The 20981-nt window shown below is 43.2% G+C and carries 20 protein-coding genes and 1 other RNA gene; 17 read left to right on the forward strand and 4 right to left on the reverse strand.

From position 1 onward, the window contains the following. Positions 1–47: 47 nt before the first annotated feature. Together kynA and kynU are read right to left on the reverse strand one after the other, a co-directional pair. On the reverse strand, positions 48–896 hold the full coding sequence (gene kynA, locus HNR44_RS05350) for a tryptophan 2,3-dioxygenase (RefSeq protein ID WP_184403049.1): 849 nt from the start codon (positions 894–896) through the stop codon (positions 48–50). A gap of 25 nt (positions 897–921) precedes the next feature. After that, positions 922–2199, reverse strand: a complete 1278-nt coding sequence (kynU, locus tag HNR44_RS05355; protein ID WP_184403572.1) for a kynureninase — start codon at positions 2197–2199, stop codon at positions 922–924. Between the two features lie 299 nt (positions 2200–2498). Between kynU and HNR44_RS05360 the strand changes: the two genes are divergently transcribed. From HNR44_RS05360 to HNR44_RS05440, 17 genes are all read left to right on the forward strand, one after another. After that, the gene (locus HNR44_RS05360; RefSeq protein ID WP_184403050.1) at positions 2499–3671 is read left to right on the forward strand and encodes a betaine/proline/choline family ABC transporter ATP-binding protein; all 1173 of its coding nucleotides are present in this window, start codon (positions 2499–2501) and stop codon (positions 3669–3671) included. Further along, complete coding sequence (locus HNR44_RS05365) at positions 3668–4315, forward strand: ABC transporter permease (protein WP_184403051.1); 648 nt, start codon at positions 3668–3670, stop codon at positions 4313–4315. The genes HNR44_RS05360 and HNR44_RS05365 overlap by 4 nt, the downstream gene beginning before the upstream one ends. Before the next feature lie 15 nt (positions 4316–4330). Then, positions 4331–5251, forward strand: a complete 921-nt coding sequence (locus tag HNR44_RS05370) for an osmoprotectant ABC transporter substrate-binding protein (RefSeq protein ID WP_184403052.1) — start codon at positions 4331–4333, stop codon at positions 5249–5251. Positions 5252–5317: 66 nt separating this feature from the next. Then, complete coding sequence (locus HNR44_RS05375; protein WP_184403573.1) at positions 5318–5971, forward strand: ABC transporter permease; 654 nt, start codon at positions 5318–5320, stop codon at positions 5969–5971. Between the two features lie 128 nt (positions 5972–6099). Further along, positions 6100–6255: a hypothetical protein gene (locus HNR44_RS05380; RefSeq protein ID WP_184403053.1), complete on the forward strand. Its 156-nt coding sequence runs from the start codon at positions 6100–6102 to the stop codon at positions 6253–6255. A 114-nt stretch (positions 6256–6369) separates the two neighbouring features. Continuing rightward, positions 6370–8115 carry an aminodeoxychorismate synthase component I gene (gene pabB, locus HNR44_RS05385; RefSeq protein ID WP_184403054.1) on the forward strand — a complete coding sequence of 582 codons (1746 nt, stop codon included), beginning with the start codon at positions 6370–6372 and terminating at the stop codon, positions 8113–8115. Positions 8116–8250: 135 nt separating this feature from the next. Continuing rightward, positions 8251–10512 carry a DEAD/DEAH box helicase gene (locus HNR44_RS05390; protein ID WP_184403055.1) on the forward strand — a complete coding sequence of 754 codons (2262 nt, stop codon included), beginning with the start codon at positions 8251–8253 and terminating at the stop codon, positions 10510–10512. Between the two features lie 14 nt (positions 10513–10526). Further along, entirely contained in the window at positions 10527–11765 is a 1239-nt protein-coding gene (locus HNR44_RS05395; RefSeq protein WP_184403056.1) for a ribonuclease H-like domain-containing protein, read from the forward strand. Positions 11766–11958: 193 nt separating this feature from the next. Beyond that, entirely contained in the window at positions 11959–12291 is a 333-nt protein-coding gene (locus HNR44_RS05400) for a CotD family spore coat protein (RefSeq protein ID WP_184403057.1), read from the forward strand. A 159-nt stretch (positions 12292–12450) separates the two neighbouring features. Further along, a complete protein-coding gene (gene gpsB / locus HNR44_RS05405) occupies positions 12451–12813 on the forward strand; it encodes a cell division regulator GpsB (protein WP_184403058.1) in 363 nt (120 codons plus the stop codon). Continuing rightward, positions 12810–13220: a ribonuclease HI family protein gene (locus tag HNR44_RS05410; RefSeq protein WP_184403059.1), complete on the forward strand. Its 411-nt coding sequence runs from the start codon at positions 12810–12812 to the stop codon at positions 13218–13220. The genes gpsB and HNR44_RS05410 overlap by 4 nt, the downstream gene beginning before the upstream one ends. A 56-nt stretch (positions 13221–13276) precedes the next feature. After that, positions 13277–13651: RNase P RNA component class B (gene rnpB / locus HNR44_RS05415), an RNA gene on the forward strand. Positions 13652–13731: 80 nt separating this feature from the next. Further along, positions 13732–14856 carry a THUMP domain-containing class I SAM-dependent RNA methyltransferase gene (locus tag HNR44_RS05420; RefSeq protein WP_184403060.1) on the forward strand — a complete coding sequence of 375 codons (1125 nt, stop codon included), beginning with the start codon at positions 13732–13734 and terminating at the stop codon, positions 14854–14856. Positions 14857–14912: 56 nt separating this feature from the next. Then, entirely contained in the window at positions 14913–15143 is a 231-nt protein-coding gene (locus tag HNR44_RS05425) for a hypothetical protein (protein ID WP_184403061.1), read from the forward strand. A gap of 90 nt (positions 15144–15233) precedes the next feature. Next, complete coding sequence (locus HNR44_RS05430) at positions 15234–16289, forward strand: ABC transporter ATP-binding protein (RefSeq protein ID WP_184403062.1); 1056 nt, start codon at positions 15234–15236, stop codon at positions 16287–16289. A gap of 53 nt (positions 16290–16342) precedes the next feature. Continuing rightward, on the forward strand, positions 16343–17809 hold the full coding sequence (locus tag HNR44_RS05435; protein ID WP_343069376.1) for an ABC transporter permease/substrate-binding protein: 1467 nt from the start codon (positions 16343–16345) through the stop codon (positions 17807–17809). Positions 17810–17829: 20 nt separating this feature from the next. Beyond that, positions 17830–18243 (forward strand): CoA-binding protein, encoded by a 414-nt coding sequence (locus tag HNR44_RS05440; RefSeq protein WP_184403063.1) that lies wholly within the window; start codon positions 17830–17832, stop codon positions 18241–18243. 45 nt (positions 18244–18288) lie between these two features. Here HNR44_RS05440 and HNR44_RS05445 read toward each other — a convergent pair whose 3' ends face one another. Both HNR44_RS05445 and HNR44_RS05450 read right to left on the reverse strand, forming a co-directional pair. Then, entirely contained in the window at positions 18289–19998 is a 1710-nt protein-coding gene (locus tag HNR44_RS05445; protein WP_184403064.1) for a GMC family oxidoreductase, read from the reverse strand. Between the two features lie 33 nt (positions 19999–20031). Next, on the reverse strand, positions 20032–20802 hold the full coding sequence (locus tag HNR44_RS05450) for a gluconate 2-dehydrogenase subunit 3 family protein (protein ID WP_184403065.1): 771 nt from the start codon (positions 20800–20802) through the stop codon (positions 20032–20034). Positions 20803–20981: the final 179 nt, after the last annotated feature.

The following is a 20981-nucleotide window of genomic DNA, read 5'->3' on the forward strand; positions in this document are numbered from 1 at the left end:
TCCTCCTCTTTGTTGTTCATTTGCCTTCGTTTAGGTAAGTCACTACTTTAAATTTTAGCCCGTATCGACCAAAGTTCTGGGAAAAAGTATTGATCGATAACTTTTTTCAAATAATTAACGCCTGAAGATCCACCTGTTCCTGCTTTACTCCCGATGATTCTTTCCACGGTTTTCATATGACGGAATCGCCATTGCTGAAACCAATCTTCAAGATCAACGAGCTTTTCCGCGAGCTCATAAAGTTCCCAGTATGTATTGACATCATTATACACCGCCAACCAGGCAGCTTCTACACTTTTATTTTCCTTATAAGGTTCACGGACGTCTCTATTTAGAATTTCTTCGTCGATCGCTAGCCCTGCCCTTGCCAGTGCCTGAATAGATACATCGTACAAACTAGGGGATGAGTAAGCTTTTGAAAGCAGATGATAGATCTCTGGTTCTTGTTCATAAATCTTTAGGGCATGGGTTGTCTTATACCCGAGTGCAAATTCTATCAGGCGGTATTGATAGGACTGAAAACCCGATGCTTTCCCGAGAGAATCACGAAATTTAATGTATTCAGCGGGGGTTAACGTGGAAAGTACGTCCCAGCCGTGAATAATTTGCGATTGAATTTTCGAAACCCGTGCCAGCATTTTAAAGGCGGGGGCCAACTGCTGCTCCGCTATGGATGCCGTGGCCGCTTCCAATTCATGGATAATCAGTTTCATCCAGAGTTCACTGACTTGATGAATGATGATAAATAACATTTCATCATGGTGATCGGATAAGCGATACTGACTTGATAAAATCGATTCCAGATCAAGGTAATCCGTGTAAGTCATTTTCTCACGAAAATCAGTCTCGATTTGTTTTTCATTCCGAAAAGCTTTCAGGTGTTGATGATATGTCATCAGTACGATCCTCCTTTATTTCGGGTTAAGATACGACTCCCCGTCCGCGTTCATATTGCTCGTAACTCTTTTCTTCCATAATCTTTTTTAACGTTTGTACCGTTTGCCAGATCTCTGCGAACGTATTGTACAACGGAGCTGGAGCCAAGCGAATTCCGCTTGGAGGCCGCAGATCAGGAATGATGCCTTCCGCTTTTAAAGCTTTACAAATACGGACAGCTTCAGGATGTTCAAGAAATAAATGACCGCCTCGCGCTTGTTCACCTCTCGGATTGCTGATGGTCAAACCAAAAGATGTAAGTTCATGATCGATCAAAGTCATGAAATAGTCAGTCATGCGAAGAGAGCGCTCGCGTAAATGTTGAATACCTGCCTGGTTTAACATTTCCAGACTGGAAAGCAGTGGAGCCGCACTTAGTACATGGGGTGTACCGATCTGGTAAGCGCCAACATCACCTGCAAACGTTGGTTCATGCTCCATGTCAAATTGCTTCTTCTTGTCCGAACCAAACCATCCAGACAACCCGGGCGTCTTACCGAAGTGCTTAGCATTTACGTATAATCCCCCGACACTGCCCGGGCCGCCATTCACATATTTATAATTGCACCAAAAAGCAAAGTCTACCCCCCATTCGGAGAGTTCATGGGGGAGAGCTCCGATCGAATGGCATAAATCAAAACCGATAGGAATCCCCCGTTCATGAGCAGCAATCGTTAGCGCTTTCATATCTAGCACTTGCCCGCTTCGATACAATACGGAAGGGAGAACAATGAGTGCAACCTCTTCATCCATTTCCATGATAATTTCCGTTTCATCCAAGGTTAATCCATCTTGGCTTTTCACTTGTTTCAAGTGGATCGAAGGATCATATCCTTGCATTTTTAACTGACTTTGCAATGCATAAATATCCGAGGGAAAAGTTAGCTCATCCGCAAGAATTTTTGTACATTTGCCTTTAGGTTTATAAAACGTTGCTACCAGCTGATGCAAGTTCACAGTAGTCGACCCGGTAACCACAACTTCATCCTTTTCAGCACCAACGAGCGGGGCACTTGCTTTACCTAATTGTTCTGATAAATAAAACCAAGGATGATTACCTGATGTCCAGCCGTCAATGCCGTATTTTTTCCAAGAGTTCAACAGCTCATAAACATTTGCCTCCGCACCTCGAGAGAGCAAACCTAAAGAGTTACCGTCAAGATAGATCGTATCTTTATCATAATAGAACTCTTCTCGAAACGACGATAGCGGATCTTTTCGGTCTATCCTCACTGCCTCTTCATATGTATACACGAATGAGATCACCTGCTTTCAAATATCCAAATGAGATAACAAGATGATTCTACCGCGTATTCGTCTACGCGTACAACTTTTATCGGTATTTTACCATTGTTCATCCATGTCTCATACACAACAATCGACAAAAAACAACAAAAGTTGACGATATTCGCAGCAATTGTTCGTATATATACGATAATCTTTATATGGATTATATAAAATACATTAAACAGAGAAATTCAGTTAATACACAATTTTAATTAAAAATACACATCCACTATACTAATAATGTTGCCATAACATAATCATGGAGGTTATAGCCGTTGTTGAAATTTGAGAACGTATCAAAGATATATAGTGGCAATCACTATGCGGTTCAAAATCTTTCTTTCGAAGTGGAAAAGGGAGAATTTATTGTCTTTATCGGTCCCAGTGGGTGTGGGAAAACAACGACGATGAAAATGATCAACCGTCTTATTGATCCTACCGAAGGGGTCATTAGTATTGATGATAAGGATTCAAATCTACAAGATACCGTACAATTACGAAGAGATATCGGTTATGTCATCCAACAAATTGGCTTATTCCCACATATGACGATTCAAGAGAATGTCACCCTTGTGCCAAGGTTACTGAAATGGTCAAAAGAAAAAAGAAAAGAACGGGCAAAAGAATTACTTAAGCTCGTTGATATGGGGGAAGAATACTTAACACGCTATCCGAACGAACTTAGCGGGGGACAACAGCAAAGGATTGGAGTGCTTCGAGCACTAGCAGCTGATCCACCGCTGATATTAATGGACGAGCCTTTTGGGGCGCTGGACCCAATCACGCGTGACACATTACAAGGTGAGTTTAAAGATTTGCAGCAACGTTTAGGGAAAACGATCGTGTTTGTTACCCATGATATGGATGAAGCTCTTAAGCTCGCCGACCGGATGTTGATTTTAAAGGACGGTAAACTTGTACAAATAGGTACTCCAGATGAAATATTAACGGAACCTGCCAATGAATTCGTCGAAGAATTTATCGGCAAAGAGCGGCTTATACAAATGCGCGCGAATGTAGAAACCGTCGAACATATGATGAACAAACATCCAGTAACTATCCATGAATCCGCTTCCTTATCCGTAGCGATTCAGGTGATGCGTGAGAAGCGGGTCGACTCTTTATTGGTTACTGACAGCGAAGGCTATTTGAAAGGGTATGTGGATATAGAAATGATTGAGTCCAATCGTAATAATAATAAAACCATTGCAGATATCCACCTCACCAAAATCCATACGGTTCATAAAAAAGCCCGGTTACGTGATTCAATCAGTCGAATTTTGAAACTTGGTGCTAGTTATGTTCCTGTTGTTGATGATGACATGCGCTTACTTGGTATCCTCACTCGAGCCACACTCGTAGATGTTGTGTATGATTCGATTTGGGGCCATGAAGATCCTGGAAAAGAAGATCAGATCGCTGCCACCGTTGAGGAGTCGGTTCTATGAACACTTTAATAGAATTTTTAGAAGTACATGGTGGGGAAATGATCTACCTCACATGGCAGCACCTTTATATTACATTGAGTGCTCTCTTCCTTGGCACTATTGTAGCTGTCCCTCTAGGGATTTTGTTAAACAAAGTTCCAAGGAAATTCGGCCAATTCATTATAGGAATCGTTAGTATTATGCAAACCTTTCCGAGTTTGGCAATCTTAGCATTCGTAATACCATTTCTTGGAATCGGCCAAGGGCCAGCGATTTTTGCCTTATTTATCTATTCCCTACTACCGATTTTACGCAATACTTACGTAGGCATTCGCGGGGTTGACCCGGCCCTCAACGAATCGGGTAAAGGAATGGGAATGAGCGCATGGGAACGCGTACGCCACGTTGAACTGCCTCTCGCAACCCCTGTCATCATGTCCGGAATCCGCCTTGCAAGTGTTTACCTTGTCGGTTGGGCTACGCTTGCTTCTTATATTGGGGGTGGAGGTCTTGGGGATTTTATTTTTAATGGTTTGAACCTCTATCAGCCTGAATTTATTTTTGCAGGGGCGATCCCTGTCACACTCATGGCATTATTATTTGAGCTTACCCTTTCAAAGATGGAAAAGGGAATGACACCGAATGGTCTGAAAGCAGCCGCTTAAGAAGGAGGAAAGCTTATGCTTACAAAAAAAATAAGGCATCGCTGTTTGGCCGCTTTACTGGGCGTCAGTATGATAAGCGGATGTTCTCTTCCTGGATTAGGTGGTGGTGGGGGAGATGAATCGGTTACGATCGGCACCCAAGACACATCGGAATCACAAATTATTGGCCATATGCTGCGGATCATGATCGAAAGAAATACGGATGCGGACGTTGAAATTATTAATAACCTGGGGACTTCCATCGTCGTACACCAAGCTATGATGAACGGTGATATCAATATTTCTTCCACCCGTTATACGGGCACTGATATCGCTGGTGCCCTTAACGAAGAACCAATCATGGACCCAGATGAAGCTCTGGATCACCTCATGGAAGAATTTGATGACCGTTTTGATCAAACCTGGTTCCCGTCCTACGGTTTTGATAACACCTACGCGTTTACCATTCGTGAAGACTTGGCTGAAGAAGAAGGAATTGAAAATGTATCAGATTTAGAAGCGATGGCTGATACAGTCGAAGTAGGAGTTGACAATAATTGGCTTACTCGCGAAGGAGACGGATACCCTGCGTTTCAAGAACATTATGGATTTGAATTTGATCACATTACTCCAATGCAAATTGGTCTTGTTTACGATGCACTCGCCAGTGGAAACATGGATGTCGTGCTTGCCTATACTTCGGATGGAAGAATTGCTGCTTATGATCTTTTCTTATTAGAAGACGATCAACAATTTTTCCCCCCGTACGATACATCGGCAGTCGCTACCAATGACGTTTTGGAAGCAAATCCAGGTGTTGAAGAAGCGATCCGTCAATTAGAAGGGCAAATTAGTACAGAAGACATGCAAGTTTTAAACTATGAAGCAGATGCTGAATTAAGCGAACCTGCCACTGTCGCTGAAAATTTCCTGGAAGAAAATAACTATTTTGAGTAAACATGAAGCTTTTAAATCGGGGGTGATCCTTTGTTTGAAGTCTTAAGTGATGTCATTCAGTATTACATGCAAAATTTTTCTTATATATCTCAAGAGTTTTTCCGTCATTTCCTTATGGCTGCGTATGGGGTATTATTTGCAGCCATTGTAGCGATTCCATTAGGCATTACGATTGCTCGATTTGGTCGGTTAAGCAATTGGGGAATCCAGCTTGCAAATATCATTCAAACGATCCCACACCTGGCCATGCTCTCCATTTTTATGATTGCCATGGGTTTAGGTGCGAATACCGTTGTCGTAGCGCTCTTCTTTTACTCGATTCTACCCATCGTCAAAAATACCTACACGGGGATTGTCAATGTTGATCAAGTGTTGCTAGATTCGGGTAAAGCCATGGGGATGACAAAAGGACAGCTGTTACGGATGGTAGAAATACCGCTCGCTCTTTCCGTTATTATGGCAGGACTTCGTAATGCGCTCGTTATCGCGATCGGAATCGTCGCGATCGGAGCTTTCTTCGGAGCCGGTGGTTTGGGAGACATCATCATTCGAGGGACAAATGTAACAGATGGCACAGCCATCATCCTGGCAGGGGCTATTCCAACAGCCTTAATGGCCATTATCACTGACTTAATTATGGGTACGTTGGAAAAGCTCCTTCACCCTGTAAAATCGGTGAAAGATGATAAAGAAAACGTTGATCATGCTGCGCCGGCATAAAATCATGGATGGAAATCAACCATGAACAAGAGGAGCTTCGATGTGATTTTTAAAAAAATAACTTCTAGTTATTGAATATTTCTTTCTTTCAATGCATAGCATAGAACATGGTGAAGGAGGGGATTTGATTGCAACGTTTGACACGTGCAGAGATGATCCGTCTATTGGTCGAACTATGTGGAATTCCGAAGCCATTTCTAGAAAAAGTAGATGAGAATACGATTCAAAAATTGTTTGCCGAACGGCTAGGGGGACGAGAACAACCACTAGATAAAGAAGCATGAAAAATGTAGTCTCCATATTTCGCACATATAAAGAAGCGCTGCCGGTGGGTAGCGTTTCTTTTCTGTTTCCATTAAAATAGGCGAAGAATACAGATGAAGGATGAAACGAGAGATATGAATAAAAAACACGAACCTATAGATATACAAATGGATTTTGGCTATGATTCTCCGCTTTATTTCCGTAATCCAGATTCAATTATTCAAACGGATCAAATGGAAGAAGTAGAGGCATGTATGCGTAAGGTTCAGCACGCTGTAAACGAAGGGTACTATGCGGTGGGCTATCTCTCTTACGAGGCGGCGAAAGGGTTGAGGCCAGAACTTGCCGTACATACTGGGGCAGAGATGCCGCTTGTTTGGTTTGGCATTTTTGAATCACCCGATACTTCGCCAAGACAAAGCGATAAAATCCCGCAGGCTTTTAAGCTAGCTGAATGGGAATCTTCGACAGATGCAGCTGATTATGAAAATAATATTGAACGAATTCGTCAGGCGATTGCCGAGGGAGAAACCTACCAAGTCAACTATACGATGCGGATGAAGGCTAATTTTTTAGGCCATGCCCGCTCCTTGTATGAACAATTAAAGGAAAAGCAACAAGGGATGTACAGCGCCTACTTGAATACCGGAGACTACCAAATCCTGTCCGTATCTCCAGAGCTGTTCTTTGAACGTAAAGGAAATCAATTGCGAACAAAGCCTATGAAGGGGACATATGCGCGAGGAAAGACAGATATAGAAGACCAAACACATTTCCAAAGGCTTCTTGAGTCTCAAAAAGATCGAGCTGAAAATGTGATGATTGTAGATCTGCTTCGTAATGACCTAGGGATGATCGCTGCTACAGGAAGCGTAACTGTCTCTGATCTTTTTGCGATTGAACCTTATCCAACAGTATGGCAAATGACTTCCACAATCACTGCGCAACTCAAAAAAGACGTCGACATTGTTGAAACATTTCGTGCCTTATTTCCTTGCGGTTCAATTACAGGAGCCCCAAAGAAAAAGACTATGGAAAAGATTACTTTAATGGAAGACGAACCGCGCGGCGTCTATTGTGGGTCCATAGGCTATATCACGCCGACAGGAGATTGTGTGTTTAATGTTGCCATCCGTACAGCTGTTATTAATGCAGAAAAGGAAAAAATCACCTATGGCACAGGTGGTGGTGTAACCTGGGACTCAACAGCAAAAGGGGAGTACGAAGAAGCTGTCTTGAAGAGCCAAATTATCACAGGATTAAATACTGATTTTTCTTTACTGGAAAGTTTGCGTCTCGAAGAAGGTCACTATCCTTTTCTATCTTTACATTTGGAGCGCATTCAAGCATCCGCTAATGATTTGGATTGGTCTTTTTCTAGCGAAAAAATGCAGGAACTCCTTTATTCATATGCGAAACAGCATCCATATGGAAAATATAAAGTTCGCCTGCAATACCATCCAGTACAAGGGTTCTCGATAGACGGATCGATCGTTCAGGAGCTGCAAGAACCTGTTTCAGTGGAGTTGGCCAAAGAGCCCATCCGTATTAACGAACCATTTTCCTTTCACAAAACGACAGCTAGAGGAGTTTTTGAGGAACTACGTTCTTTTTCTTCAGAGAAAACATTTGACGTTCTCCTCTATAATGAGAACAATGAGCTGTTGGAATTTACCATTGGCAATATCGTTTTGGAATGGGATGGCGTATATGTAACCCCCCCTGTTTCGCTAGGATTGCTCCCGGGGGTTTACCGCCAACATTTACTTGATAGAAACATCATTCAAGAAAAAGTCCTAACCATTTCAGATATCGCTACATCCAAACGATTTTGGCTCATCAACAGCGTCCGAGGATGGGTAGAAGTTGTTTTTACATGACTCAAGAGATGTGTCATAGTCCTTCCTTCACCGTCAAAAGACTGGAAAGCATTTACCAAGAAAAGCAGGTTAAAGTATGTACGTACAAACGTTCCTGTGTGATATAATATAAAAAAAAGGGGGGGGGGGAGAGCTGTGAATCAAAAACAAGACCTCCAAAGCTTAATAGAAATATTGAAAGAGGATGAACATGTTGCTCATTGGTATGAGCTTCCTGAAAAAGAAGCCCGTTACGACGCTCTGCCCTTCACGTTAAGCGATCAATTAGCCAATACACTTGAAAAACGCGGGATAGAGGCTTTATATACACATCAACGATCCGCTTATGATGCCATAGAAGCAGATAATAACATTGTTACCGTGACGCCCACAGCTTCTGGGAAGACTCTTTGTTACAATCTTCCCGTGTTGAATGCAATTACTGAAGATCCTGAGGCTCGTGCCATCTATTTATTTCCTACGAAAGCACTTGCACAAGATCAAAAGAATGAAATGGCGGAATGGATTGAATCAGCGCACCTGAATATAAATAGTTACACGTATGATGGTGATACAGCCCCTGCCATCCGTCAAAAAATTCGGCAGGCCGGCCATATCGTGATGACGAACCCGGATATGTTGCACACGTCGATTCTGCCTCACCATACGAAGTGGGTGTCGTTATTTGAAAAGTTGCGTTTTATCGTTATTGATGAGCTGCATACATATCGAGGCGTATTCGGAAGTCATGTAGCGAACGTCATTCGCAGGCTCTTACGTCTCGCTCATTATTATGGAAGTAATCCCCAATTCATTACAACCTCCGCAACAATTAAAAATCCAAAGGAACTGGCTCAACAGTTAACAGGGCGCCCATTTTCACTCATTGATAATAACGGGGCCCCTCAAGGGAAAAAACATCTTGCGCTTTATAACCCACCCGTTGTAAATGAAAACCTAAATGTTCGCCGCAGCGCTTCAAAAGAAGTCCGTACGTTGGCAAAGAGATTTCTAAAGGCAAATACGCAAGTCATCGTTTTTGCTCGGAGCCGTGTTCGCGTGGAAGTAATCTACAACGATTTACAATCGTTAACCAAAGGTGACTACGGTTCATCTCCCATTCGAGCTTATCGAGGGGGTTACTTGCCGAATGAACGGCGAGACATTGAACGGGGATTACGTGAAGGTTCCGTCCGAGGTGTTGTCAGTACAAACGCACTTGAGCTAGGTATGGATATTGGTCAGCTTCAGGTTTGTATGATGACTGGCTACCCTGGCTCCGTTTCGAGTCTATGGCAGCAAGCCGGTCGTGCCGGCCGTCGGCAAGGAGAATCACTTGTGATTATGGTGGCCGGGTCAACGCCAATGGACCAATATATCATGAAGCACCCGGATTATATTTTGTCGTCACCTGTAGAAGAAGCAAGAGTGGAACCAAATAATTTGCTTATTTTAATGGACCATTTAAAGTGCGCAGCCTACGAACTCCCTTTTAAAGAAGAAGACACGTTTGGCGGTATTGAAATCACAGATTTGATGGATTATTTAGTTGAGGAGCGAATCGTTCATAAACGTAAAGGCTCGTGGTACTGGATGAGTCAAGCGTTTCCTGCGCATGATGTCAGCTTACGATCGGCGTCACAGGAAAATATTGTCATCATTGATATCACAACGACAGGAGATACGAAAGTGATCGGAGAAATGGATCGTTTTAGTGCGATGACACTTCTACATGAAGAAGCGATCTATCTTCATCAAGGTCTGCAATATCAGGTTGAAAAGCTAGACTGGGAAGAAAAGAAAGCTTTCGTTCGTCTGGTGGATGTTGAATATTTTACCGATGCAAGCTTAAATGTAAAGTTAAAGGTAATCGAACAAGATGAAGTTAAGCGAAATAAGCACCATCATGTCGGTTTTGGGGATGTAGCGGTTACAATTATGCCCTCCATTTTTAAAAAAATGAAACTCTCGACCTATGAAAATATCGGATCAGGACCCATCCATTTGCCACAAGAAGAAATTCACACTGCAGGAACGTGGATAAATTTCGAGGAAGAATGGCTTATAAAATTTGGGCAGCAACGGTTTGAACAAATGCTGATAGCATTTTCCCAAGTGATTCACCATTTAGGTGCAGTTCTAACGATGAGCGACCGCAGTGACATTCATGTTGCTACACAAATCAAAGCTGATCATTCCGAAATGCCAGCCATTTTTATCTATGATCATTATCCAGGCGGGATCGGCCTTGCTTCCCAGTTGTATAAACGAATGGACGAGCTCATCGAACGCTGCCAGCAATTAATTCGGGATTGTCCGTGTAGAGACGGCTGTCCGTCTTGTATTGGTTTCAATGAGCAGCAAAGACTCAAATTCGATGTCTATCAGTGGTTATCATCGTTAGCAAAAACCGAATGAGGAATGTGTAATCGATGGATATTCAGAAAAAATTACAGCGGCTCAAGCCGCACCTGCATCGTTCTCAACCCGAAGTAAAGGTATCAAATCAGAACACAGAACCTGAAATGATGTGGAAGGACATGGAAGGGGAGGTGCTGTTTTTTGAGGATAGCTATGCGTTCCGAAAGAGACGGTGTTATCCGCTTTCTTACGTCCATGGAGGCCATGCTTTTAAAAGATTAAGAACGATGGTTAATACTTGGAAAGAAGCAGGTATTGAGGAACACCCACTTGCTCCTGGTAACAATATTGACCCTGAAGATCTGATTTTCCTCGATACCGAAACAACTGGGCTCAGTCATGGCGCAGGAAATATGATTTTTATGATTGGAACGGCGCAGCTATGTGAAGATGAGATGATCGTAGATCAATTTTTCTTACCAGGGCCCGAACATGAAATTGCTTTTTACCATCATTTTTTAATGAACAAAACCTCTTTACACGCACTTGTGACGTATAATGGCAAAGCCTTTGACTGGCCGCAATTAAAAACGCGGCATACGTTGTTGCGTGAAGAATTGCCGTCGCTGCCCGCTTTCGGGCACTTCGATCTTTTACACGCAGCCCGGCGCTTGTTCAAACATGAACTGGATTCTTGCCGCTTGAAGCACGTTGAACGAGAAATTCTCGGATTTACCCGCCAGGAAGATACTCCAGGTTATTTGGCTCCCATGCTTTATCAGGATTTTCTCACCGAAGGGGATCCAGCTCACGTTCAAGGAGTCTTCCACCATAACGAACAGGATATTCTGTCTCTCATCACCCTTTATGTTGAACTTTCAGAGCGGATGTTAAACGGTGGTATGAATGCTGGGGAAGCCTATGAGGTTGCCCGCTGGTGGAGAGATACAAAACATCTACATCGAGCAAACCAGGTATATGCCACCGTTGATGAATCAAGTAATTATTACGAACGGTCCCTTTACGAACGCGCACGCCTTCTTAAAAAAATTCATCACTACCAAGAAAGCCTAGAACTTTTTAAAAACATTTGGAGACGCCAAGGGTATTGGGCTCCTCAGGCCGCTGAAGCCCTTGCCATCTGGTATGAACATCAGGAAAATGACTACGTACGGGCCAATCACTATACTAAAGAAGGATATAGTCACCTTAAATATCAACACCGCATACAAAGAAAAAATGTAAGTGATGCTGAGCACCAAGCATGGAAGCACCGGCTGCAACGACTCGAACGTAAGCTTGAAAATTAACCACCATTCCTCCATTAATTATTTCCCGGGGAAGCGCAACCTTCCCCAATTTTTTTGCGATGATCATTTCATTCAACAATTGTCGCCAATTCTGTCGGCTGCCTATGTAAAAATAGGTGGTTGAACGAGTACCTTAGCCCCCGTCTCCACATAAGGTAGTATTAGCCCTAAAGAAAAAGGAGGAATTGGTGTTATGGGGTATAATAATTGGAACAATTGGAATAACTCCAACAACTGTAACAACAATGACAACAACAACCATTGGAATCATGATCAGTGCAATCCTTGCCATCAAGGACCTCAGGTATTACCACCCATTGTTCACCCACCACATTGTCATGTCATGCACAGTAAACAGGAATATATCGTTCCGGAAGTGCATCCAACGCATACAACACACGTAAATCATCATCAATGTAATCACGTGCACAGTTACCCTCATAGTTGTGACATGGTTGAAGAAACTCACACGGAGCACTACCATTGCCCACCACAAATGCCTGGGAACTTCCCGCGTCCTTGGTAAATGATCACCACCTTCCATTCCACCCGGCAGAAATTCCATCTGTCGGGTTTACTAATCTACTTCATACATTTGATACTACACGTTTAGCAAATTGACATTTCATACGTCTTCTGAAACAATATATATAAAACTTGAGATTATTAGCGCGGGGTGTGTGTAATGCCAGCAAACGTTCAATTAGAGGCGAAAAAAATTCTTGATAAAGAATTCAAAACGAGCATGAAAGGATACAATAAAGAGGAAGTCGACCAATTCTTGGATACAATTATACAAGACTATGAATTATTCCAAGAACATATCAATAAGTTGGAGAAGGAAGTTGAACAGTTGCGGAAAATGCAAACCTCCTCAACGGTAAGTCAGCGTACTCAACGTTCACAAACGGCGGAACCAACGAATGGAGACGCGGCTGAAAATTCAGCACCGGCAACAGCCACATCTTCTGGATCCACGAACTACGATATATTAAAACGAATTTCCAATCTTGAAAAAGAAGTCTTCGGGAAAAAATTATCGGAATGACACAGGATGCAGTCGTTCATATGTATGTTGATGCAGCCTGTAAAGGTGACCCCGGTACATGTGGGTATGGCCTTTTTATGAAACATCCCGACGGCCAAGTAGATCGAAAAATTCTTTCTTCCGATTACACCCATATTCATGAGGCAGAATTTCACGCCCTCTATGAAGGAATGACATGGGCTCGACACTTCAGGTATCATCATGGACGCTTTTTCACTGATTCCCAACTGGTGGCTGACGCTGTAAATCAAGGGAAAGTAAAACGGCAGGCTTATCGGGTGATTTTAAATGATATTTTACTGCTGAGTGCCGATTTTGATTTATTTTTTGTGACCTGGATTCCGACACGGAAAAACAAGGAGGCTGACCGATTGGCCAAAAAGGCCATTCATCAGCGAAAAGAATAACCTAGTTGTAAAAAAGTGAAAATCACGTTATAATACAGCTTGCGTACATGCTAGAAATGTTCGGGCAATCGCTCTGCTCCTTTAGAGCAGAGAGGAAAGTCCATGCTCGCACAACCTGAAATGGTTGTAATGATCGTGCCTGACGAAACGATAAGTCAGGGCAGCTCGATTTTTTGAGTTGACGGCGCAAGGGAGACCTACGTTCGTAAGAATAGGGTTCACCTTCTGAAAGTGCCACAGTGACGAAGTCTTCGTGGAAACACGTAGAGTGGAACGCGGTAAACCCCACGAGCGAGTAACCCAAACTATGGTAGGGGCACTTTCCCGACGGAAACGGAAGGGAAAGGCGATTGATTTCGCAGATAGATGATTGCCATCGCTATGTAAGGTGAAGAGCCGCAGCACAGCGATACAGAACATGGCTTATAGAAGATTTCTAGCCTCTGGAAAGGACCCCGTATACGGGGTTTTTTTAACATTTAATTTATAGTTCGAGACAGGAGATATCTTGATGGGAACATACACATATATTGCAACAGCTACCATGGGACTAGAAAGTCTTGTAGCTAAAGAAATTCAAGCACTTGGGTATGAAACCACCGTTGAAAACGGAAAGGTCACCTTCGAAGGAGAGGCCGAAGCACTTTGTCGCACGAACCTTTGGTTACGAACTTCCGACCGTGTCAAGCTTAAAATCACAAGTTTTAAGGCAACCACTTTTGATGAATTATTCGAAGCAACAAAAGCATTACCATGGGAAGATTTTATTCCTGTATATGGTGAATTCCCCGTCGTCGGTCGTTCGGTGAAATCCCAGTTATACAGCGTTCCTGATTGCCAAAAGATTGTAAAGAAAGCTGTCGTGGAGCGGTTGAAACAGACGTATAATCAATCCTGGTTTAACGAAGATGGGCCTCTGTTCAAAATCGAGGTTGCTCTACTAAAAGATGAAGTGACCCTCACCCTTGATACAACGGGGGATGGTTTACATAAGCGTGGCTATCGTCGTCTTCACAGTGAAGCGCCGCTTAAAGAAACGTTAGCTGCTGCCATGATTAAACTTACGAATTGGCGTTTTGACACCCCATTTCTCGACCCCTTCTGTGGATCAGGAACAATACCGATTGAAGCAGCGATGATGGCTAAAAATATCGCCCCGGGGTTAAAGCGAGGATTCGTATCCGAACAATGGCCGCTGGTTAGCGAAGAATTATGGCAGCAGACCCGTGAAGAAGCACGTGACCTTATCAAAGACATTAAACCTGCCGTATACGGATGCGACCGTGACCCCCGCATGACAAAACTATCCGCTGATAATGCAGCATTGGCTGGTGTAGACGACATTGAATGGAAAACGAAAGATGTGAAAGACCTCAACCCACTAGCGGAACAAGGGGTTCTCGTTTGCAACCCTCCATACGGAACCAGGTTGGAAGACCGGGAAAAAGTAAAAAAAATGTACAAAACACTTGGGCTTGTCTCGCAAAAACAATTTCAAGGATGGTCCGTGTACGTACTCACCGCGAACGAACAGTTTGAGGAATTTTACGGGCAAAAGGCCACGAAGAAAAGAAAGTTATTCAACGGGAATATTAAAACCGATTACTATCAATTTTGGGCAAAGAAAAAAGCATAAACCCTCAAATCTGTGCGTACAATAGCGTTGTTAAACAAATTCGAGGAGGAAAACGTTTGTACGCACAGATTTGTTTTAAAGAAGACTCTCATACGTATGCCCAAGTTCAACGTATTCAAAAAGCGGTTCAACACATAGGAACGCAACTTGATAAAGCTTCCGGTAAGATGAGCAACGATGATTATGAAAGAGCGAGAGGAGCCGTCCGCGATGCTCACTTTCATTCACACCAGGCGCTTTTTTTTGAAATAGGAAATACCATTATGCATCCACAAAAACTGTCGTAACTTGGCAGTTTTTGTGTTTAGAAGAGCTGAAACTCGGGAAGTAAATAAAGGATCAAACCTTCGGTTGTTTTGAAGAAGCAGGTGAACATCATGATTACATTCAATAATGTCTCAAAAGCATATACAGGTGAGACAAAAGCCGTGAAGCATGTCAATTTACAGGTGAATAAAGGAGAGTTTTTTGCCCTTATTGGCCCGAGTGGCTGCGGGAAAACGACAAGTTTGAAAATGATCAATCGACTCGTGGAACCTTCTGAAGGATCCATTTACATTGAAGGCAAAGATATTCGCACATTTAATCGCCATAAGTTACGTTGGAATATCGGTTATGTCTTACAACAAATAGGCTTGTTCCCGACGATGTCGGTGGCTGAAAATATCGCCATTGTACCTGAAATGAAAAAATGGGGAAAGAAAAGGACGGCGAAACGAATCGATGAGCTCTTAGAAATGGCGGGGATGAACCCAGGTGCGTATCGAAACCGTAAACCCAGTGAGCTTTCAGGCGGGGAAAAACAACGGGTAGGGGTCATACGGGCACTTGCGGGAGATCCGGAAATCATATTAATGGACGAGCCTTTCAGCGCACTCGATCCAATCAGTCGTGAACAGCTGCAAAAAGACCTAGCCTCTATACAGAATGCGATTCAGAAAACGATCGTTTTTGTTACGCACGACATCGGAGAAGCAATGAAAATGGCCGATCAAATTGCCGTAATGAAAGAAGGCAAGGTTGTACAGATCGGTAGTCCATACGAGTTAAAACATACACCGGCTGATGAATTCGTGAAGACGTTTATAGGTGATAGTGGAAAGAACGTTTGGGATATCCCTGTGAAGGATGTGATGGAAACCCATAGTAAACATATGGCTCAAGAAACAACCATTCAGTCTTCCTATATAGTCCCTTTGTATGTTTTTGGGGAGGAGAACCGCTTTCTTGGCAGGCTTGAACCGTCCGGAATGGTTTCTCACAAACTGATAGTTTCACCTGAAATTCCGCTTCGAGATGCCATTACCACGGTAGAGGCTTCAGATTATGGAGTAATACCCGTTGTCTGTGGTGAGAGACTTATGGGGATCTTGAGCTATCGAAATATTGTAAAATATATACACGCTCATCGCGCAGAAATGGGTCAGCCTTGATGGAAGCAATCAATGATTTTTTTGCACTATTCATAGACCAGCAGGACACACTCTTGACTTCATTATGGGAACATGTACAAATGTCTTTAATCGCGTTAATTTGTGCGATCCTGATTGCTGTACCGCTAGGTATTTTGCTTACACGTACACAGCGGTTTGCTGAACCTGTCATTGGGATGGCAGCGGTTTTGCAAACGATCCCGAGCTTGGCCCTTCTCGGATTTATGATTATTTTTATCGGTATCGGGTCCATCCCGGCGATCATCGCATTAACGGCCTACGCTCTTTTGCCGATTCTCCGTAATACGTATACAGGGATTCGCGAAATTGACCCCGCTATCAAAGAAGCTGCCACAGGGATGGGGATGAGCCCAGCCAGAAGACTTCATAAAATTGAATTGCCTATGGCTATGCCGGTTGTTATGGCTGGTATCCGGACGTCTATGGTGCTAATCGTAGGTACCGCAACCCTTGCTGCACTCATCGGGGCCGGAGGTTTGGGCGACTTGATTATGACCGGTATTCAACGAGCTGATCAAATGTATATATTGCTAGGGGCAATACCGGCAGCTGTTTTAGCGCTGACATTTGATTTTCTTTTTCGTTGGACTGAAAAAGCGAAGCGTTCGTTCCTCGCTTTTATCACCGTTTTAACTTCCGCTCTGCTCATCGTAACTTTGCCAACGCTGATTCCGGCGCAGCAGAGCGACCTCACCATTGGCGGAAAATTGGATGCCGAACCTGAAATCCTAGCAAATATGTATAAACATTTGATTGAAAGCACAATGGATATGAATGTTGAAGTCGAAGCGGGATTAGGGGGCACGGACATTGTTTTTGATGCCTTACTCGCCGGCGATATCGACATGTACCCTGAATTTACTGGAACAGCGTATGTGGAACTTCTTGGACAAGATCCATCGGATATGAATGAAGAAGAAGTGTATGAAGCGACAAAAGAGGGTATAGAAACAACATACAACTTGGTATATCTTGAGCCGATGGCTTATAACAATACGTACGCATTGGCAGTAAGCAAATCAATCGGTGAAGAATATGATTTAGAAACCGTATCAGACTTGGAGTCGTACCAAAATCAATTGACCGCCGGCTTCACGTTTGAATTTCTTGATCGTCCTGATGACGGATATGCCGCACTTAAAGAGACATATGGATTTGAATTTTCGGATGTGAACGGGCTCGACTCGGGACTTCGTTCACAGGCAATCGAAGAAGGGGAAGTGGAAGTGATTGATGCTTATTCCACAGACGCTTACCTCGTCGAGTATGATATGGTTGTGTTAGAGGATGATGAAGAACTTTTTCCGCCTTATGAAGGGGCTCCATTGCTACGTGAAGAAGTATTAATGAAATACCCGGAACTGGAAGGAATTCTAAACACACTTGCAGGTGAAATTACTGATGAGGAAATGCAAGAGATGAATTACCTTGTTGATTATGAAGACATAGACCCGGAAGCAGTTGCTCTCCATTATTTACAGGATAAGGGATTGTTATAAATAAAAAAGGAGGATTTTATATGACCACCATTACGAACCCATCTCAAGAGGAGATCAAAAATATTTTAACAGATGCCAAATGGATTGCTGTGGTTGGTTTATCCGATGATCCGTACCGTACGTCGTACAGCGTATCTCAAGCCATGCAAGATGCGGGCTACAAAATTATTCCTGTCAACCCCAAGGTTGATGAAGTGCTCGGCGAAAAGGCCGTTCCCTCACTTTCTCATGTGGAGGGACCAATTGATATTATTAATGTGTTCCGCCGCAGTGAGTTTGTACCGGAGATTGCCCAGGAAGCTGCTGATACAGATGCAAAGGTCTTCTGGACTCAACTTGGAGTTGTAAGCGAAGAGGGGTATGAAACGATTAAAGAGAGCGGTAAAACCGTGGTTATGGATCGTTGTATAAAGGTGGAACACAGTAGGATGTAGCAGTAAAAATATCCGTTGAGAAATCTCAACGGATATTTTAGTGAATTACGCTAATGGCCCTGGATTTTCATAATAGTCTTTAATACCCTCAGCTGCTCGATACGATAAAGCACCGACGGTAGGTGTAGGATTATATCCACTATTATGAGCAAAAGCAGAAGCCCCTACAACGAACAAGTTTTCACAATCCCACATTTGTAAATAGTTATTTACCGCTGAAGTTTCAGAGTCTCCCCCCATAATTACTCCCCCTGTGTTGTGCGTGGTTTGATAAGGCATGATGTTGTAATCCCCGATGTCTGGGTTGGCAACAACTTCGTTCGCACCCATTTCCTCCATTATCTCCGCCATTCGTTGGGTTTGATGGGCAGCAAGGTTCCGATCTTGTTCTGTGAAATTATAGGTCATCCGTAATAAGGGATCCCCGAAATTATCAGTATACGTTGGATCCAAATCAAGGAAATTATAGCGATAAGGCATGCTAGCTCCCTGAGAACCAAGGGATAACGTTCGATAGAAATATTGTGCCTTTGCTTGCTTAAATTCGCTGCCCCATTGTTTCGTACCTGGAGGTACAGGATTGGTATTGATCGGACGTATCCCTGTTTGTGTAAGTTGGATCGTTCCCCCATGGATAAAATCTAGATCGCTATGATCAAAATTATCACCGTTGTAATCATCCACCTGACCAGCTAATGCGCCAGCTCCTGCATACAAGTTAAACTGACGGTCAAAGAAGCCTTGAGCGTTGGCCATGATTTGATAGCAATAATTTTTTCCGATAACCCCCGTCTGAGTATCCGGATCATAAGGTGTTCCAATTTCCGAGTGTAACAATAGACGAGTATTGTTCATAACATAAGCCGTTAAAATCACGATGTCTGCAGGCTGGAAAAATTCTTCCCCTGTGCGGGTATCAACAAAATAAACCCCGTCTGTTCTCTCTCCATCATAAGAAATTCGTCGTACGTTTGCATGGGTTCGCAGCTCAAAATTTCCTGTTTCTTTTGCAGTTGGAATTACCGTAATGATTGGATCTGATTTGGCTTGGTAATCACAGCCGAACCGTTCACAAAAGGAACAGTATTGACACTGTTGAATCGTTTGCCCGTCAGGATTTGTATAAGCTTCCGATAGGTTTGCTGAAGCTCCATGATATGGGTGTAAACCGAAATCGCTTGCAGTTTCTTTAAATAAACGAATCGCAGGTGTTTCCTTCATCGGCGGCGTCGGGAATTCCGTTGATCGCGGCGCCGTCATTTCGTTATCTTCTCCTGATGTCCCGATCGTTTCATCAAAGCGGGCGAAATGTTCTTCCATTTCATCATAACTAATGCCCCAATCCTGAAGAGTCATATCATCAGGGATCTTTTCTTCACCGTAACGATCAACCGTTTGAGAACGGATCTCAAAATCATAAGGCAAAAAACGCGGGCATTGACCGTTCCAATGAACACCAGCCCCGCCAAGGTCAGTACCTAACAAGAATGAACCCATTTGTCTCATCGGTAAAGATCGCATATCACGGTCGTTACGGAAGGTAATCGTCTCTTTTGATAAATCTTGCATAAGGTCATAACGGACCGCATACCTTAACTCATCCTTTTGCATGATAAAATCGTCAACGGTTCGCTCGCCACCACGTTCTAATCCAACAACTTCAATTCCGGCTTTCGTTAATTCAGAGGCGATAATTCCACCGGACCAGCCAACACCAATAATTGCCACTTCTTTTCTAGGTAGCTCTGTTACCATTCATAGACCTCCTTTATATGTAGATGATAGTGATTATTCATGATGATCATGTAAACTGACCGGATCCATATCCACAAATTCTTCCTCTTCAATGACATCAATGTATGCCATTTGACTACCTGGGTATTGAATTTGGCGCCAGCCATCCATATTTAGATTGCCGCCATAAACTGGATCAGAGTATGCCCCTTCCAGGGTGGCCATTCGAAACATTTGAAAGAATTCATCGGACATAATCCCGGTCATTTCAACTTCGCCTTCTTCAAATTGCTCCAAAATTTCATCCTGGACTTCCGGTTCAAGGTCAAAGAAAGATTCGTCATATTCATTCTCAGCAATATTTTGCATCATACGAATCCCGTACAGAAAAGCACCTCTTCGAAGTAAACCCGTTTGCGGCCCTTGAGTAGGCGCGCCTTCGTAAAAGGGACCTTCCATGTATTCCCGGGAATTAAATCCATATTCCCCGGCTAATTGTTTATCAATGAAATAGGGGATTGCTAGACTAATCGCACCAGGACCTGCATCATCTTCAGGGAAAATTCTTTCTACAGCTGCACTTAACACATCAAAATCTTCTTGTCGTTTAAAAAACATTCGTGCCTGAGTTAATTGCTCCGGGGAATCGGTTTCTGTCTCTTCATCAACCGTGTCTGGAGCATCGGCTGTCCCACCAAAATTCTGCGTAAATATCCCGCCAAGGAGACCGCCGCCAACAACCCCACCAACGACAAGACCACTATTTTTAAGAAATTCTCGGCGTGAAATACCGTTCGATTGACCCTGCTTATTTTCGTCTGTCATTTGTTAATCCCTCCTTTATTTATACAGAGAATATCCTTTTTCTTTTGCCCAAAACTGGTGTATATTACTCAACATTAGAGATTTTTTATTGAAGAATGAGGAAAAAAACCACAGTTTTACTTGAAAACATACGTTCCATACCTGTATGGTTATAGAAGATAGTGTGAGCGAAAGTGCTG

Origin of the sequence: Geomicrobium halophilum (assembly GCF_014207655.1) — a bacterium.
Classification (GTDB): Bacteria; Bacillota; Bacilli; order Bacillales; family Marinococcaceae; genus Geomicrobium; species Geomicrobium halophilum.

Coding starts and splice junctions, on each gene's coding strand:
- gpsB (WP_184403058.1), top strand. CDS start 12,451: ATGCCAGCAAACGTTCAATTAGAGGCGAAAAAAATTCTTGATAAAGAA.
- HNR44_RS05440 (WP_184403063.1), top strand. CDS start 17,830: ATGACCACCATTACGAACCCATCTCAAGAGGAGATCAAAAATATTTTA.
- HNR44_RS05395 (WP_184403056.1), top strand. CDS start 10,527: ATGGATATTCAGAAAAAATTACAGCGGCTCAAGCCGCACCTGCATCGT.
- HNR44_RS05445 (WP_184403064.1), bottom strand. CDS start 19,998: ATGGTAACAGAGCTACCTAGAAAAGAAGTGGCAATTATTGGTGTTGGC.
- HNR44_RS05410 (WP_184403059.1), top strand. CDS start 12,810: ATGACACAGGATGCAGTCGTTCATATGTATGTTGATGCAGCCTGTAAA.
- HNR44_RS05370 (WP_184403052.1), top strand. CDS start 4,331: ATGCTTACAAAAAAAATAAGGCATCGCTGTTTGGCCGCTTTACTGGGC.
- HNR44_RS05400 (WP_184403057.1), top strand. CDS start 11,959: ATGGGGTATAATAATTGGAACAATTGGAATAACTCCAACAACTGTAAC.
- HNR44_RS05450 (WP_184403065.1), bottom strand. CDS start 20,802: ATGACAGACGAAAATAAGCAGGGTCAATCGAACGGTATTTCACGCCGA.
- HNR44_RS05430 (WP_184403062.1), top strand. CDS start 15,234: ATGATTACATTCAATAATGTCTCAAAAGCATATACAGGTGAGACAAAA.
- HNR44_RS05375 (WP_184403573.1), top strand. CDS start 5,318: ATGCAAAATTTTTCTTATATATCTCAAGAGTTTTTCCGTCATTTCCTT.
- kynA (WP_184403049.1), bottom strand. CDS start 896: ATGACATATCATCAACACCTGAAAGCTTTTCGGAATGAAAAACAAATC.
- pabB (WP_184403054.1), top strand. CDS start 6,370: ATGAATAAAAAACACGAACCTATAGATATACAAATGGATTTTGGCTAT.
- HNR44_RS05365 (WP_184403051.1), top strand. CDS start 3,668: ATGAACACTTTAATAGAATTTTTAGAAGTACATGGTGGGGAAATGATC.
- HNR44_RS05420 (WP_184403060.1), top strand. CDS start 13,732: ATGGGAACATACACATATATTGCAACAGCTACCATGGGACTAGAAAGT.